11 protein-coding genes are annotated in these 13,830 nt (G+C 66.0%); 5 read left to right on the top strand and 6 right to left on the bottom strand.

What is annotated here, in order from left to right; translation table 11 throughout:
• Positions 1-31: 31 nt before the first annotated feature.
• Entirely contained in the window at positions 32-1,888 is a 1,857-nt protein-coding gene (locus AC4NN3_RS07785) for a monovalent cation:proton antiporter-2 (CPA2) family protein (RefSeq protein ID WP_491926535.1), read from the bottom strand.
• Between the two features lie 293 nt (positions 1,889-2,181).
• Between AC4NN3_RS07785 and AC4NN3_RS07780 the strand changes: the two genes are divergently transcribed.
• On the top strand, positions 2,182-3,123 hold the full coding sequence (locus AC4NN3_RS07780; protein WP_491926534.1) for a nucleoside hydrolase: 942 nt from the start codon (positions 2,182-2,184) through the stop codon (positions 3,121-3,123).
• 59 nt (positions 3,124-3,182) lie between these two features.
• Entirely contained in the window at positions 3,183-3,794 is a 612-nt protein-coding gene (locus AC4NN3_RS07775) for a LysE family translocator (protein ID WP_491926533.1), read from the top strand.
• Positions 3,795-3,804: 10 nt separating this feature from the next.
• Here AC4NN3_RS07775 and AC4NN3_RS07770 read toward each other — a convergent pair whose 3' ends face one another.
• Together AC4NN3_RS07770 and AC4NN3_RS07765 are read right to left on the bottom strand one after the other, a co-directional pair.
• The gene (locus tag AC4NN3_RS07770) at positions 3,805-4,161 is read right to left on the bottom strand and encodes a response regulator (protein WP_491926532.1); all 357 of its coding nucleotides are present in this window, start codon (positions 4,159-4,161) and stop codon (positions 3,805-3,807) included.
• Positions 4,158-6,839 carry a PAS domain-containing protein gene (locus tag AC4NN3_RS07765; RefSeq protein WP_491926531.1) on the bottom strand — a complete coding sequence of 894 codons (2,682 nt, stop codon included), beginning with the start codon at positions 6,837-6,839 and terminating at the stop codon, positions 4,158-4,160. Before AC4NN3_RS07765 ends, AC4NN3_RS07770 begins: the two co-directional genes overlap by 4 nt.
• Positions 6,840-7,228: 389 nt before the next feature.
• Here AC4NN3_RS07765 and hemN point away from each other — a divergent pair, with 389 nt between their 5' ends.
• Positions 7,229-8,575 (top strand): oxygen-independent coproporphyrinogen III oxidase, encoded by a 1,347-nt coding sequence (hemN, locus tag AC4NN3_RS07760; RefSeq protein ID WP_491926530.1) that lies wholly within the window; start codon positions 7,229-7,231, stop codon positions 8,573-8,575.
• A 66-nt stretch (positions 8,576-8,641) separates the two neighbouring features.
• Here the strand turns inward: hemN and AC4NN3_RS07755 are convergent, their stop codons facing one another.
• The 3 genes from AC4NN3_RS07755 to AC4NN3_RS07745 are packed head-to-tail and all read right to left on the bottom strand — an operon-like array spanning position 8,642 to position 11,790.
• Positions 8,642-9,853 carry an ABC transporter permease gene (locus AC4NN3_RS07755; RefSeq protein ID WP_491926529.1) on the bottom strand — a complete coding sequence of 404 codons (1,212 nt, stop codon included), beginning with the start codon at positions 9,851-9,853 and terminating at the stop codon, positions 8,642-8,644.
• Positions 9,843-10,556: an ABC transporter ATP-binding protein gene (locus tag AC4NN3_RS07750; protein WP_491926528.1), complete on the bottom strand. Its 714-nt coding sequence runs from the start codon at positions 10,554-10,556 to the stop codon at positions 9,843-9,845. Before AC4NN3_RS07750 ends, AC4NN3_RS07755 begins: the two co-directional genes overlap by 11 nt.
• Before the next feature lies 1 nt (position 10,557).
• Positions 10,558-11,790, bottom strand: a complete 1,233-nt coding sequence (locus AC4NN3_RS07745) for an efflux RND transporter periplasmic adaptor subunit (RefSeq protein ID WP_491926527.1) — start codon at positions 11,788-11,790, stop codon at positions 10,558-10,560.
• 243 nt (positions 11,791-12,033) lie between these two features.
• Here AC4NN3_RS07745 and AC4NN3_RS07740 point away from each other — a divergent pair, with 243 nt between their 5' ends.
• A complete protein-coding gene (locus AC4NN3_RS07740) occupies positions 12,034-12,510 on the top strand; it encodes a flavodoxin domain-containing protein (RefSeq protein WP_491926526.1) in 477 nt (158 codons plus the stop codon).
• A gap of 129 nt (positions 12,511-12,639) precedes the next feature.
• Entirely contained in the window at positions 12,640-13,818 is a 1,179-nt protein-coding gene (locus AC4NN3_RS07735; protein ID WP_491926525.1) for a hypothetical protein, read from the top strand.
• Positions 13,819-13,830: the final 12 nt, after the last annotated feature.

The following is a 13,830-nucleotide window of genomic DNA, read 5'->3' as shown; positions in this document are numbered from 1 at the left end:
AAGCCCCCCGGGGTCGAACATGGTGGCCTGGTTAAGCCGGCCGGCCGATCTTGCTGACCGCAGCTGCAACGCTGTCCGCATCGATATCCACGCCGCCTTCGCGCGCCTGCTCCGCGGCATTTTTGAGCAGCAGTCTCTGCGCCGCATCGATCGCACTGACATCGTCGAACAGCTGCGCCTTGAACCGCAGGCGGTCGCGTTCGCGCACGCCCTCGACCACTGCTTCGATCTCGTCTTCCGTCGCCCCCAGCGTCCGGATCGCCTGGGCGCCGAACACCACGGCGGACTCGAACAGCTCGCGCAGCTGGAAATCCACCCCGGCCTTGACCAGTTCGATGGCATGCACCCGGTCAAAGGCCCGCGCCATGACCTTGACCAGCGGAAACTCGTCGCGGAACAGCTCCGCAATCTGCGTCGCTGCCGCCTTGTCATTGACGCAGATCAGCACCAGGTCGACATTGGCTGCCCCGGCCGCCCGCAGCATATCGAGGCGCGTGCCGTCGCCATAATAGATCTTGAAGCCGAACTGCGCGGCAACCCGGATCATGTCGGTATCATTGTCGATGATCGAGAGGCGGTGTCCCTGCCCCAACAGGGTCTGGGTAGCAATCTGGCCGAAACGGCCAAAGCCGATCACCAGGATCCGCTCGCTCAGGCCGTTGGCTTCTTCGACCCCGTCCATCGATTGCACCCGCTTGGGCGTGAGCAGGCGCAGGCCGATAATCAGCAGCGGCGTCAGCACCATGGACAGGATCACCGTCGCGGTGAAGATCGCATTGGTCGGCCCGTCGATCAGCCCGGCCGTCGCCGCCGTGGTATAGAGCACAAAAGCGAATTCGCCGCCCTGCCCCATCAGCACGGCGCGCTCCAGCGCCTCGTGATGGTCCGATTTCAGCAGCCGCGCGATGACGTAGATCGCCGCCGCCTTGACAACCATATAGGCCACCACGCTCGTCGCGATGATCTGCCAGTTGCCTCCCACGGTGCCAAGATCGAGCGACATGCCGACGGCGAGGAAAAACAGTCCGAGCAGGATGGCGCGGAACGGCTCGACATCGACTTCCAGCTGGCGCCTGAAGGTGGAGGTCGACAGCAGCACGCCGGCCAGAAACGCCCCCATCGCCATCGACAGGCCCACCGCCTGGAACAACAGCGCCGCCCCCAGCACCACCAGCAGGGCCGCCGCCGTCATCACCTCGCGCTGCTTGGACGAGGCCAGTAGGGCAAACAGCGGGTTCATGATGCGCTGGCCTGCCACGATCAGCAGCGCCACCACGCCGATTGGCACAGCCACCGCCAGCACGCGGCCGAACAGGCCGACCTCGGGCCCGGCGGCCGGCGCCAGCAGGGCCACCACCGCCAGCAGGGGCACGATGGCCAGGTCTTCGAGCAGCAGGATGGACACCATGCGCTGCCCGCTCGGGCTGGTCAGCTCACCCCGCTCCCCCAGGATCTGCATGACGATGGCGGTCGATGTCAGCACGAACCCCATGCCAAAGACAAAGGCCACCACCGGCGCAAAGCCGAGCAGCACGCCCACGCCGGTCAGCAGGGCGCCGCTGACAGCCACCTGCATGACGCCCAGGCCAAAGATCTGCCGCCGCAGGGCCCAGAGCCGGGCGGGCTCCATCTCCAGCCCGATGATGAACAGGAACATCACCACACCCAGTTCGGCCGTCGCCAGCACCGACTCCGGATCGCGGATCAGCCCGACGCCCGAGGGCCCAAGCAGCAGCCCGGCTGCCAGATAGCCCAGCACCGAACCCAGGCCGAGCCGCTTGAACAGCGGCACGCCGACCACCGCCGCCCCCAGCAGGGCGACCACAGGGATCAGATCAATGCCATGGGCCGCCGCTTCCACGCCGTGCCCGACAATCTCGCTGGCCATCACAGACTCCGCACCAAATAAGGGTGCGGAGCTTTTATGGCTTGCGCCGGTCCGTCAAGCGCCGCATGCGCATGGAGGGTCTACGCCGTTCCGACCCCCTTCCGCCCAGCGGCCCAGGCGTTCCTGCTGGCGCTTGCCGCCACGCGACAGCGCTTCCCATCGGCCGTTTCGGCCGGCTCGTGAATGGCCTGGCGATATTTCGCGGGGAACGCTGTTGCCCCTGTCGACCCCAGCCAGCCGACTCGCTAGTGTCCGGAAAATCCTTCCAATAGGCACCGACTCCAAGGCCCTCCATGTCACGCAAGATCATCATCGACACCGACCCCGGTCAGGACGACGCCGTCGCCATTCTCCTGGCCCTGGCCTCGCCCGAGGAGCTTGAGGTTCTGGGCATTGTCGCCGTGGCCGGCAATGTCGGCCTGCACCACAATGCCACCAATGCCCGCAAGATCGTCGAACTCGCCGGCCGGCCGGATGTCCCGGTCTATGCCGGCTGCTCCCGCCCCATCCGGCGCCCCCTGGTAACGGCCGAGCACGTCCATGGCGCCACCGGCCTGGATGGCCCCGACCTGCCCGATCCGCAGATCCAGCTGCAGCCCCAACACGGCGTCGACTACATCATCGACACACTGATGGCGGCCGAGCCCGGCACGATCACCCTGTGCACCCTGGGGCCACTGACCAATATCGCCATGGCGCTGATCAAGCAGCCGGCCATCGCCTCCCGCATTGCCGAGATCGTCATGATGGGCGGCGCCTATTTCGAGGTCGGCAACATCACCCCGGCCGCCGAATTCAACATCTATGTCGATCCAGAGGCCGCAGACATCGTCATGCGCTGCGGTGCGCCCATCACCATGCTGCCGCTCGACGTCACCCACCAGGTCCAGTCCACCCCCGAACGGCTGGGTGCCATGCTGGCCATCGGCAACAACAGCGCCACGGCCGCCCATGCCATGCTGACCTTTTCCGAGACCTTTGACCTGGTCAAATACGGCTGGGACGGCGCCCCCCTGCACGATCCCACGGTCATTGCCTGGCTGCTGCGTCCCGAGCTGTTTGCTGGCCGCCAGTGCAATGTCGTCATCGAGACCGCCAGCGAGCTGACCGTCGGCATGACCGTCGCCGATTACTGGCACGTCACCCACCGCGAGCGGAACGTCAACTTCCTGCGCCATGTCGACGCCGAGGGCTTCTATGCCCTGCTGCTCGAGCGGCTGGCCCGCCTGCCCTGACGGCAATTGCCGCGCCGGCCGCGCCGGGATAATGTCCGACACCAGCAAAGGCGTCTACCATGGAACCCGTTACTCTCCTGACCTTCACCATCGCCTATGCCATTGCCGTTCTGGTCCCCGGACCGGGCGTGGCGGCGGTGGTGGCGCGCGCCCTCGGCGGCGGCTTCAAGGGCGCCTTTCCCATGGTGCTGGGCATTCTGGCCGGCGATCTGGTCTATTTCGTCTTTGCCGTCTTCGGCCTGGCCGCCGTTGCCACCTGGTTCGGTCCGGTCTTTGTCGTCGTGCGCTGGGCTGGTGCCGCCTACCTGCTCTATATCGCCTACAAGTTCTGGACCGCCCGCCCCGGCGCCGAGCAGATGAAGCCCAGGAACGAGGCTTGGCTCAAGACCTTCCTGGCCGGCTTCTCCCTCACCATGGGCAATCCCAAGACCATCGTTTTCTATCTGGCCATCCTGCCCACCGTCATTCCGCTGGACCAGATGAACCCTGTAGCCTTCGGCGAATTGACCGTCATCGTGGTGACGGTCCTGCTCATCATCGGCTGCGGCTATGCCTGGCTCGCCTCGGCCGCCCGCGAAATGTTCAAGAGCGAGCGTGCTTTGGGCCGTCTCAACAAGACCGCCGGCGTCATGATGGCCACCGCCGCCGGCCTGGTGGTCTTCCAGCACTGAGTCGCACCGCTCAGCCGATGGCGCGGACCACCTGTTCGATCGCATAGGGCTTGGACAGGAACTGCACGCCCGCGGGCATCGCGGCGCGATCGGGCAGCTTCTTGCCTGAAGTCACCACCACCTTCATGGCCGGCCAGCGCTGATCGACCATGGCCGTCAGCCCCAACCCGTCCATCGAACCGGGCATGTCGATATCGGTAAACACCACGGCTATTTCGGCATGCGCCTCCAGCCGGGCCAAGGCTTCGTCGGCATTGCGGGCTTCCAGCACGCTGAACCCCAGTTCGCGCAGATCATCGGCGATGGAAAACAGGAGCAGCGCCTCATCTTCCACGACCAGAACCACCCCACCCGATACGTCACTCATGACTGCATTCCTGTTACCTGGCTGTTGTCCAGTGGCGCCGTCAAAGCGCAGACCACGCCGGTAGACGGATAGTCAAGCGTTGCCACGCCACCAAAGTCGCCGCCCAGGACGCGCGTCACCAAAAAGGAGCCAAAGCCGCTCCGGGTCGGCGCGATCACCTCTGGCCCGCCACTTTCCGCCCAGCGCCAGTACAGCGTGTATCCGCCTGTTTCCGCCAGTTCAAACCGCCAGTCGATCTCGACCTGGCCGGTCGGCACCGACAGCGCACCATATTTGAGGGCATTGGTACCCAGTTCGTTGATCGCCAGCGCCAGCGACAAAGCCGTCTTGGGTTGCAGCATCACATTGGGACCGCTGGCCCGGATCTGCTCGCTGGGCAGTGGCACGATGGTTGCGTTGACCACATCGGCAATCGACGCCTCGGTCCATTGTGTGGTGGTCAGGATGTCATGGGCCGTCGCCAGCGCCTGCAGCCGCTCGGTAAAGGCGGCGCGTGCCGTGACCAGATCGGTGTCGCGCAGCGTGCGTGAGGCAATTGCCGAGACCATCGCCAGGATGTTCTTGATGCGATGCTCGAGCTCATGGGTGAGCATCTGCTGGCGCGCCTGGGCGGCCTTCTCGTCGGTGATGTCCTGCATGATGCCATACATCTTGATCGGCCTGCCCGTGGCATCGTGCAGGAACTCGATATGGCGGGCCAGCCAGCGGATCTCGCCATTGTCCGGTCGCTTGATGCGGTATTCCACATGCGGCGCAGCGGTCCCCGACTGGCGCGTCTCGGCCGTCGACCGCACATCCTGATGCTCGGGCACGACGATGGCCTCGAGCGCACTGATGTGAATGCTTTCGCGCGGCTCCAGCCCCCATATCTCCCAGAACCGGTCCGATCCCAGCACCGTTCCGCTCGGTATATCGAGCTCCAACGAGGCAATGCCCGCCGCCTGTTGCGACAGGCGGAAGCGCCGCTCGCTGCGCTTGAGAGCCTCCTCCACTGACCGCCGCTCGGTGATGTCGATCACCACGCCCACCGTGCGGCCGGCGTCGTCCGGCAGGCCGAGCTGCGCCCGGATCAGCAGCCACTTTTCCGTGCCGTCGGGCCACACATGGCGGACTTCCACTTCCAGCTCCCGGTCGCCGCGGGCAATGGTGTCGGCCAGAATCTGTTCGACCCGTTCGCGCTCGCCCGGCGCATAGCGCGAGACATAATCCTCGGTGCTGGGCATCGCGTCTTCGGCAAAGCCATAAAGCCGGTTGAGCGACGGCGATGGACTGATTACACCGGTCGTCGTGTCCAGGTCCCACACCGCCATCTGCCCTGCCACAATGGCCAGCCGCAAGCGCGCTTCGCTGTCCGCCAGCGCCTGGGCCGAGGTCTTCTGCGCGTCGATATCGGTATTGGTACCGATCCAGCGCTGCACCACGCCCTTGCCATTGCGCGTCGGCACCGCGCGGACCAGATGCCAGCGATAGCGCCCGTCCGCCCCGCGCAGGCGGAACTCGGCTTCATAGGACGTCCCCGTCTGCAGCGCCGTCTGCCAGCTATTGGCTGCCCCGGCCCGGTCGTCCGGATGCACGACCTGCATCCAGCCGCTGCCCGCCAGCGCCGCGTGGTCGAGCCCGGTAAAACCGTAGACCTCCGAATTGAACCAGTCGAAGACGCCGTCCGGCGTGGCCGTCCACACATGGTTGGGCATGGCTTCGGCCACGCTTTCGAACTCGGCCTCGATCTCGAGCTGCTGGCGGTCCCGCTGCAGCAGGCGAAACACCCAGTAGCCGGCCAGCAGCAGGCCGATCCCGGCCGGAATGGCCAGGGCCAGCAGGGTCAGGATCGACTGGTTCAAGGCGGAAAAGGCCGCAGCCCGGTTGATCGAGGCGACGGCAATCAGGTTGGTACCCTCGATCCGGCGATAGCCCACCACCCGCTCCACCCCATCTACCGGCGACACTCCCTGGTAGGTGCCCGAGGGCTGCGCCGGCAGATACTGCGTGAACAGCGGCTGGTCGCTGAGGTCGACCGGCCCACCGGACAGGGGATAGCGCGATATCAGCTGGCCATCGTCGCGGATCAGCGCCACGGTGGAGCGCTCGTCCATGTCCAGCGACTCCCAGACCGCCTGCATCAGGTCCGAGCTGAACGAGAGAATGGCCGCGCCGGCAAAGAGGCCATTGCGTTCGATGCGCTTGCTCACCGTGAAGATCTGCTCCCCGTTCAGCCGGCTGATCAGCATCGACGAAATGTGCCAGGGTGCGCCGTCTGCCAACGCGGTAAAATATTCGCGGTCGCGCACATCGATGGGGGTGAATTCAGGGTCTGTCGTCAGCAGCGTGGCGCCGTCGGTATTGACGACATAGACCCTCACGTCCCCGGGCAGATTGGCCGTGGCATCGATCAGCGCGCTGGCACCGTTGGTGGGCGGGGCAATCACCGCCTCGCCCAGGGAATTGTCGACCCGGCGCAATACTTGGTGGGCCGTCTCGATGGCCCAACCCATGCTGGCCGCCACAACCTGCGCCCCCGAATCGGCCTGGCTGCTGATGCTGGCTTCAGTATCGCTATAGGTCTTCCAGACCAGATAGGCCGATCCGATGGCGATGAACGCGACCAGCGCAACAACCAGGGTCGTGGCAGCGCGGTGCAATCCGAGGCGGGGCCCGCGCCGATCCATTGCAATGCTCAAATCGTCACCCTCATGGCCGCGACATAACCACATTTCGCGCGGTGACCACAACCAGTCTGGCGCCCGTCAGGGACAGAGCGGTCGCAAAAGAGAGGCGAGCAAAACTTTCCGGCATCTGACTTTTCTGCATGCCGCTATCGGCAGCAGTTGGCTCCCGGGACATGGGCCATGTCCGGTCGCGCCGCCGTTTCATTGACGTCAACATTGATGAACTGCGCTCCAATGCCGCGGCGGATGGCCCCCGATTATGTCAGCCTTGCCGGGACCTTTCGCTTGCTAGCGCCACGGTGCCATCGGCACTGCGTCCCGCAGCGATCGTCCCGGCGATTGACCAAGGTCAAGGAAGCCGCTCGGCCAAGCCGCTAACAGTCGGGGCAATGGAGAAGCCGATGCCCAACGCCCTTGTCGCCGAACTGACCACGCCGGTGCCCCGCTACACCAGCTATCCCACCGCGCCGCACTTCCATGCCGGCATCGGTCAGGAGCAGTACGAAACCTGGCTGGCCGAACTGCCGGCGGATGCACGCATCTCGCTCTATCTACACCTGCCCTTTTGCGACCGGCTGTGCTGGTTCTGCGGCTGCCACACCAAGCAGGTCAATCGTTACGCACCGATCGCCCACTATCTGCAGGCACTCCACGCCGAAATTACCCGCATCGGCGCCCTGGTCGGACAGCGCCCGGTGACTGCCATCCACTGGGGCGGCGGTTCGCCCTCCATGCTCGCGGCCGCCGACATTGCCGCCGTGACCGCCCTGCTGCGCCGGTCTTTCAATGTCACCGACACGGTGGAGTTCAGCGTCGAGCTTGATCCGAGCGACATGGATGCCGCCAAATTCGACGCCTGGGCCGCCGCCGGCCTGACCCGTGCCAGCATCGGCGTGCAGGATTTCGATCCCCAGGTGCAGGCCGCGATCAACCGCCTGCAGAGTTTTGACCAGACCAGGACCGTGGTCGAGGCGATGCGCAGCCGCGGCGTTGCTTCCATCAATATCGACATGCTCTATGGCCTGCCGCACCAGACAGTTGCCGGCGCCGTCGACACCGCCCGCCAGGTGATGTCGCTGCAGCCCGAGCGCATCGCACTGTTCGGCTATGCCCACGTGCCCTGGATCAAGAAGCACCAGAGCATGATCGACGACAAGGTCCTGCCCGACAGCCAGCAGCGCTTTGCCCAAGCCACCGCGGCGGCCGACGTGCTGCGCGCCGCCGGCTACGTCAATATCGGCTTTGACCATTTTGCCCTGCCCCATGACGCCATGGCGCTCGCCGCTGCGGCCGGCACGCTGCAGCGCAACTTCCAGGGCTATACCGTCGACGAACACGACGCCCTGATCGGCCTGGGCGCCTCTGCCATCGGCCGGCTGCCGCAAGGCTATGTGCAGAACATTGTCGCCACCGGCGACTACCAGCGCCATACCCTAGCCGGCACGGGCACTGTGGCGCGTGGCCTGGCCTTCACCCCGGACGACAAGCTGCGCGGTCACGCCATCGAACGGCTGATGTGTGATTTCAAGCTCAGCTTCGCCGATCTGCGCCAGCGCTTCGGCGCGGCCGCCGAACCGGTGATCTGCGAGGCTGTCACCTTTGCCATGGAAGACACCAAGGGCCTGGCAACCCTGCAGCCGGGCACCCTGGTGATTACCGATGCCGGCCGGCCCTTCGTCCGTACCGTTGCCGCCACCTTTGACGCCTATCTGGCGCAGGATAGCGCCCGCTATTCCAAGGCCATCTGAACGCGACGCCACGGCGTCTCAGCCCACTGGACCCGCCGCCCCCAAAGAGGCGCGGCGGATCAACGCTCACTCGCGCCGCAGCGCCTCGATCGGGTCAAGTCGGGCCGCATTGCGCGCCGGAAAGTAGCCGAACCCAACCCCCACCAGGCCCGAAAAGCCGAAGGCCAGCAGCACCACCAGCGGATCGGGCACGAAGGGCACCTTGAGATAGCTCGCCCCGATCGCCGACAACCCCAGGCCCAGCGCAATGCCGATGATCCCGCCCAGCGCCGACAGCACCGTGGCTTCCACCAGGAACTGCGTCAGCACCTGCGATTCCCGCGCCCCGATCGCCAGCCTGATGCCGATCTCCCGCGTCCGCTCGGTGACCGAGGCCAGCATGATGTTCATGATGCCGATGCCGCCCACCAATAGGCTGATCCCGGCCACCGCCGACAGCAGGCCCGTCAGCACGCCCATGATGGTGTCGAGCATGCTGGCGATCTGCCGCATATCCATCACCATGAAATCATTGTCCTCATTGGCCGCGAGGTGCCGTCTTTCCCGCATCAGCGCCGTGACGTCGTCCTTGACCTGGGTGATGGCGGCCTCGTCCGTTGCCGCGACATAGATCAGCGTCACCCCCGTATTGCCCGAAATGCGGCGCTGCAGCGTGCGCAGCGGCACGATGATCACGTCATCCTCATTGGCGCCAAAGGCCGAGCCGCCCTTTTCTTCCAGCACACCCACCACCCGGCACACCATCTTCTTGAGCCGGATCGGCTCGCCCAGCGGGTTGAGCCCGTTGAACAGCTCGTCCACCACGCCCGCCCCGATAATGCACACCGAGGAACCGGCGCGCACTTCGCCCTCTTCGAAGGCCCGCCCGCTCGCCACGCCCCATTCGCGCGTGTCGAGATAGCGGTTGTCGGTGCCGATGACAGTGGTGAAGAAGTCGATATTGTTGGCGATGACGGTCAGCGACCGGCTGTCGGTCGGCGCCACCACGCGGACCCGGTCCACCTGTCGCGCGATCGCCTCCGCATCGGCGGTCTCGAGGCTGGCCACGCCGACCCCGCCGCCGCCCGGCGTCTGGCTATACTGGCCGGGCCGCACCATCAGCAGGTTGCTGCCCAGGCTGGCTACGCTCTCGCCCACCTCGGCCGTAGTGCCCTGCCCCAGCGTCACCATGCTGATCACCGCCGCCACCCCGATCGTTACCCCCAGCATGGTGAGCAGCGAGCGCAGCGCATTGCGCCAGACGGCGCTGAGGGCCAGCCGGATGGATTCAATCAGCATGGGCGTGCTCCCCGCTATCGTGTTGTAGCTTGCCATCGACGATGCGGACCTGGCGTCGGCAATAGGCCGCCATGTCCGGCTCATGGGTCACCATGGCAATGGTGATGCCGTCTTCCCGGTTGAGCTCGACCAGCAGGTTCATGATGTCCCGGCTGGTCGCCGTGTCGAGATTGCCCGTCGGCTCGTCGGCCAGCAGCAACATCGGGCTGGTGACGATGGCGCGGGCAATGGCAACCCGCTGCTGCTGCCCACCCGACAGTTGTGACGGCAGATGGTGCTCGCGGCCCTCAAGCCCGACGCGGCGCAGCGCCGCCTGCGCCAGTTCGCCCCGCGCGCCGCGGCCCACGCCGCGATAGGTCAGCGGCAGTTCCACATTTTCGATGGCCGTGCTGCGCGACAGCAGGTTGTAACCCTGGAAGACAAAGCCCAGAAAGCTGCGCCGCAGCAGGGTACGCTGCGCCCGGCTGACCTCTTGCACCGGCACGCCGTCGAACAGGTATTGCCCGTCCGTCGGCATGTCGAGATAGCCGATAATGTTCATCGCCGTGGATTTGCCCGATCCGCTCGGGCCCATGATGGCGATGAGCTCGCCGCGGCGGATGCTGAGGTCGAGACCGTCCAGCGCCCGCACCGTGCCATCGCCCATGCCATAGGTCTTGGTCAGGCCCTTGAGTTCCACCAGCACCGGCGCCTTGGTCACCATCTTACGGCACCATGGTGCCGACAACCACCTGGTCGCCGGCCTTGATGGCGTCGCCACTGACAGCGCTGCGTTGCCCGTCCGTCAGCCCCACATTGACCTTTACCTCCACCAGCGCGCCGTCGCGCAGCAGCCACACGCTGCGTTCCCCGCCTTGGGGAACCACGCTCGAGGTCGGCATCATTCCCCCCATCAGGCTGCCGCCAGCCGCCACGTCGGGCGAAAACCGCAAGGCCGCATTGGGAATGCTCAGCACGTCGTCGAGATTGTCCACCACGATATCGGCCGTCGCCGTCATCCCCGGACGCAGCAGCATGTCGTCGTTGTCCACGTCCAGCTCGGCCCGGTAGCTGACCACGCCGTCCACGATATTGGGCGCGAACAGTATCTTGCGGATGGTGCCGGAAAACACCCGGTCCGGCCAGGCCTCGACGGCAAAGCTGGCCGTGTCGCCCTGTTGCACGCTGCCGATATCGGCTTCATCGACATCGACCTCCAGCGACAGGTGACGCAGATCCTCCGCGAGCACGAACAGGGCCTGGCCAAGCCCGGCGCTGGTGATGATGGCCTGGCCTGGATTGACATTGGCCTCCATCACCACCCCATCGATCGGCGCGCAGATACAGGCCTTGTCATAATCATTGCGCACCGCCTGCAGGTCCGCGCGGGCCGCGCGCAGCTGTGCCTCGGCCACCGCCTGCTGCGCCTGCGCGCGCTTGGCTGCCGATGCGGCCAGTTCCAGTTCGCGCACCGATACCGATTGCCCGGTTGATAGCGCCTGCGTGCGCGTCAGCACCGCCTCCGCATCGGCCCGATTGGTATCGGCGACCAGCAGATTGGCTTCCTGGCTGCTCACCTTGGCGATCGCCCCGGCCAGACGGGCATCGAGGTCGCCCATGGCCAGCCGCGCCAGCACCTGGCCCTTTGATACGCTGTCATTGGCATCGACATGCACGGTCGCAACCGTGCCGGCCAGGGTGCTCGAGACATCCGCCTCGCCTGTCGGCTCCAGCGTGCCCGTGGCCACCACGATCACGCTGATATCGGCCAAGGCTGCCGCTTCGGTCAGATAGGTCTGGGCGCTCCGCGTCGCGGCACCCGCCGTCCACCACCACCAGCCGCCCCCCGCGGCCAGCGCCACGGCGACCAGCGCAATCAAGGTAACGCGGTGGCGCTGGGCGCTGCGCTGGCTTTCTGCCGCGAGCACGGCGGCGACATCGGGCGCATTTTGCTGCATGGCAAACCCCAGTTTGCGGTGAACCGGGACAATTGGTTCCACCACCACGCTAGCGCGCTTTTGCCACCCCGGAATTGACCCCGATCAACCGCCGCCACTGACGACCGGCCTTGCCCCTGTTGACCAACTGCCGCAACGCGACCCCGGTGCCGCCATGGGTGGCACATTTGGCTTGGCATCTTTGATCGGGGTCAAGGTGCGCCGTCGCCTCCTGTGCCAGCCTGCAGTCTGACGGAGGCCCTCATGAAGATTTTCATCGTCTATGACAGCATTTTCGGCAACACCGCCACCATCGCCAAGGCCATCGCCGCCCGGCTGGGCACCGACCATGAGGTAGCGCTTGCTACCGTGCAGGAGGCGCGCGGACATGACCTGTCCGGCACCGATCTGCTCATTGTCGGTTCACCCACCCGCGGTTTTCAGCCGACCCCCGGCATTGCCGAGTACATTGCCGGTCTTTCCGAGCCGGCCGCCACCCTGAGCGCGGCGGTTTTCGATACGCGTCTGGACCCCGAGACCATCAATCCACCGCCCCTGCGCTGGGTGGTGGAAGTGGGTGGCTATGCGGCATCGCGCATGGCCAGTGCCCTGCGGCACCGGGGCTATGTCGTGCGCGACGAGCTTGGCGCCTTTCTCGTCGGTGGCACCGAAGGTCCGCTCAACCCCGGCGAGCTCGAGCGGGCCGGCGATTGGGCCGGCGGCCTGTTGCCGGTCCACTAGCCCTGTCCCGGATGGGGATCGCGTCATGTCCTGGTGGCCCGCAGGGTCCGCGCGCCACAAATTTGATGCCGATCAAGGCGGTGCCCGCCGGTGCAGTCATGCTCAATGCGACAATCAGGAGGCTAGACCTTGAAAACGTTCACGCAACTTTTCGTCCTTGCCCTGCTTTTGGGCGCCTATCCTGCCACGGCCGATGACCAGGCTCGGCTGTCCATTGGCGGCGACCAGTTCGTTGCCGGCCAGCTCACTGCCCTCACCACGCCCGTCCAGCACGATGCCTTCGCCATCGGCAGCGACGTCACCCTCGCGACAACCGTTGCGGGGGACGCGCATCTGGCCGGCTATGATGTGGACGTCTCGGCCGATGTTACCGGCGACCTTTACGCCGCCGGCTTCTCGGTCAACGTCACCGCTGGCATCGGCGGCGATCTCTCCGCCCTTGGCAACACCGTCACCCTGCGCTCTGCCGCCCCGCTGGTCGGCAATGCCCGGTTGGCCGGCGCCATGGTGACCATCGCCGCCCCGGTCGGCGGCGCCGCGCTCGTCACCGCACGATCGCTGACGCTGGACACGGTTGTCAGCGGCGATCTCAGCTTCTATGGCGAAAGTCTCACCTTCGGCCCCGGCGCCCGTGTCGATGGCATGCTGGACATCCGCGCGCCGCAGCAGATTGTCGTCCCCGCCTCGGTCGCCCCCGCCGATCGCGTCCGCTTCGAACTGCTGCAATCCCCCGACTATGTCTCGGAGGCCGGCCGGACCGCCGGCGATGTCGTCGGGCGCTTCTGGCCGGTCTTCTGGACCATCGCCATCTGGTGGCTGCTGCTGTTTGCCGTCGGCGCTGGCCTGATTGCCCTGCTGCCGGGCGCCGTCTCGGCCCTGCGGCTCGCTTCCCAAACCCGGCCATGGCGCAATCTGGGACTCGGCACGCTGGGCCTGGCCGCCGTGCTCGGCCTGGTGCCGGTCGTGGCCATGACCATTGTCGGCATTGTCCTCTTGCCCATCATGATGCTCTTCGTCGTCATTGCCTGCAGCCTGGCCTATCTCACCGGCAGCTTCCTCATCGGCCTGCGCATCGCCGGTGCCTTTGTTTCGGTTGACAGCAATCTCAACCAGCTCGGCGTGCTCGCTCTGGCCCTGATTGCCGCCGCGCTGCTCGGCATGATCCCGTTCCTGGGCTGGCTGATCACCCTGGCCATCGTCATCTTCGGCTTTGGCAGTGCCAGCATCCCGATCATGCGCCGCTGGTCATCCGGCGGCGCCGCGCGCCCTGCCCGCCGGACCACCAAGCCCACCGGCGCGCTCGGCTAGAAAGGACCTGCC

It is taken from the genome of Devosia sp. MDV22-iso42 (genome assembly GCF_058629155.1).
Note: the sequence above shows the minus strand (reverse complement) of the source record. Positions and strands in the feature narration are given on the sequence as shown.

Excerpts from the sequence above, each read along its gene's own strand:
- AC4NN3_RS07770 (WP_491926532.1), bottom strand. The coding sequence starts at position 4,161 with ATGAGTGACGTATCGGGTGGGGTGGTTCTGGTCGTGGAAGATGAGGCG.
- AC4NN3_RS07750 (WP_491926528.1), bottom strand. The coding sequence starts at position 10,556 with ATGGTGACCAAGGCGCCGGTGCTGGTGGAACTCAAGGGCCTGACCAAG.
- hemN (WP_491926530.1), top strand. The coding sequence starts at position 7,229 with ATGCCCAACGCCCTTGTCGCCGAACTGACCACGCCGGTGCCCCGCTAC.
- AC4NN3_RS07755 (WP_491926529.1), bottom strand. The coding sequence starts at position 9,853 with ATGCTGATTGAATCCATCCGGCTGGCCCTCAGCGCCGTCTGGCGCAAT.
- AC4NN3_RS07775 (WP_491926533.1), top strand. The coding sequence starts at position 3,183 with ATGGAACCCGTTACTCTCCTGACCTTCACCATCGCCTATGCCATTGCC.
- AC4NN3_RS07740 (WP_491926526.1), top strand. The coding sequence starts at position 12,034 with ATGAAGATTTTCATCGTCTATGACAGCATTTTCGGCAACACCGCCACC.
- AC4NN3_RS07785 (WP_491926535.1), bottom strand. The coding sequence starts at position 1,888 with ATGGCCAGCGAGATTGTCGGGCACGGCGTGGAAGCGGCGGCCCATGGC.
- AC4NN3_RS07780 (WP_491926534.1), top strand. The coding sequence starts at position 2,182 with ATGTCACGCAAGATCATCATCGACACCGACCCCGGTCAGGACGACGCC.
- AC4NN3_RS07745 (WP_491926527.1), bottom strand. The coding sequence starts at position 11,790 with ATGCAGCAAAATGCGCCCGATGTCGCCGCCGTGCTCGCGGCAGAAAGC.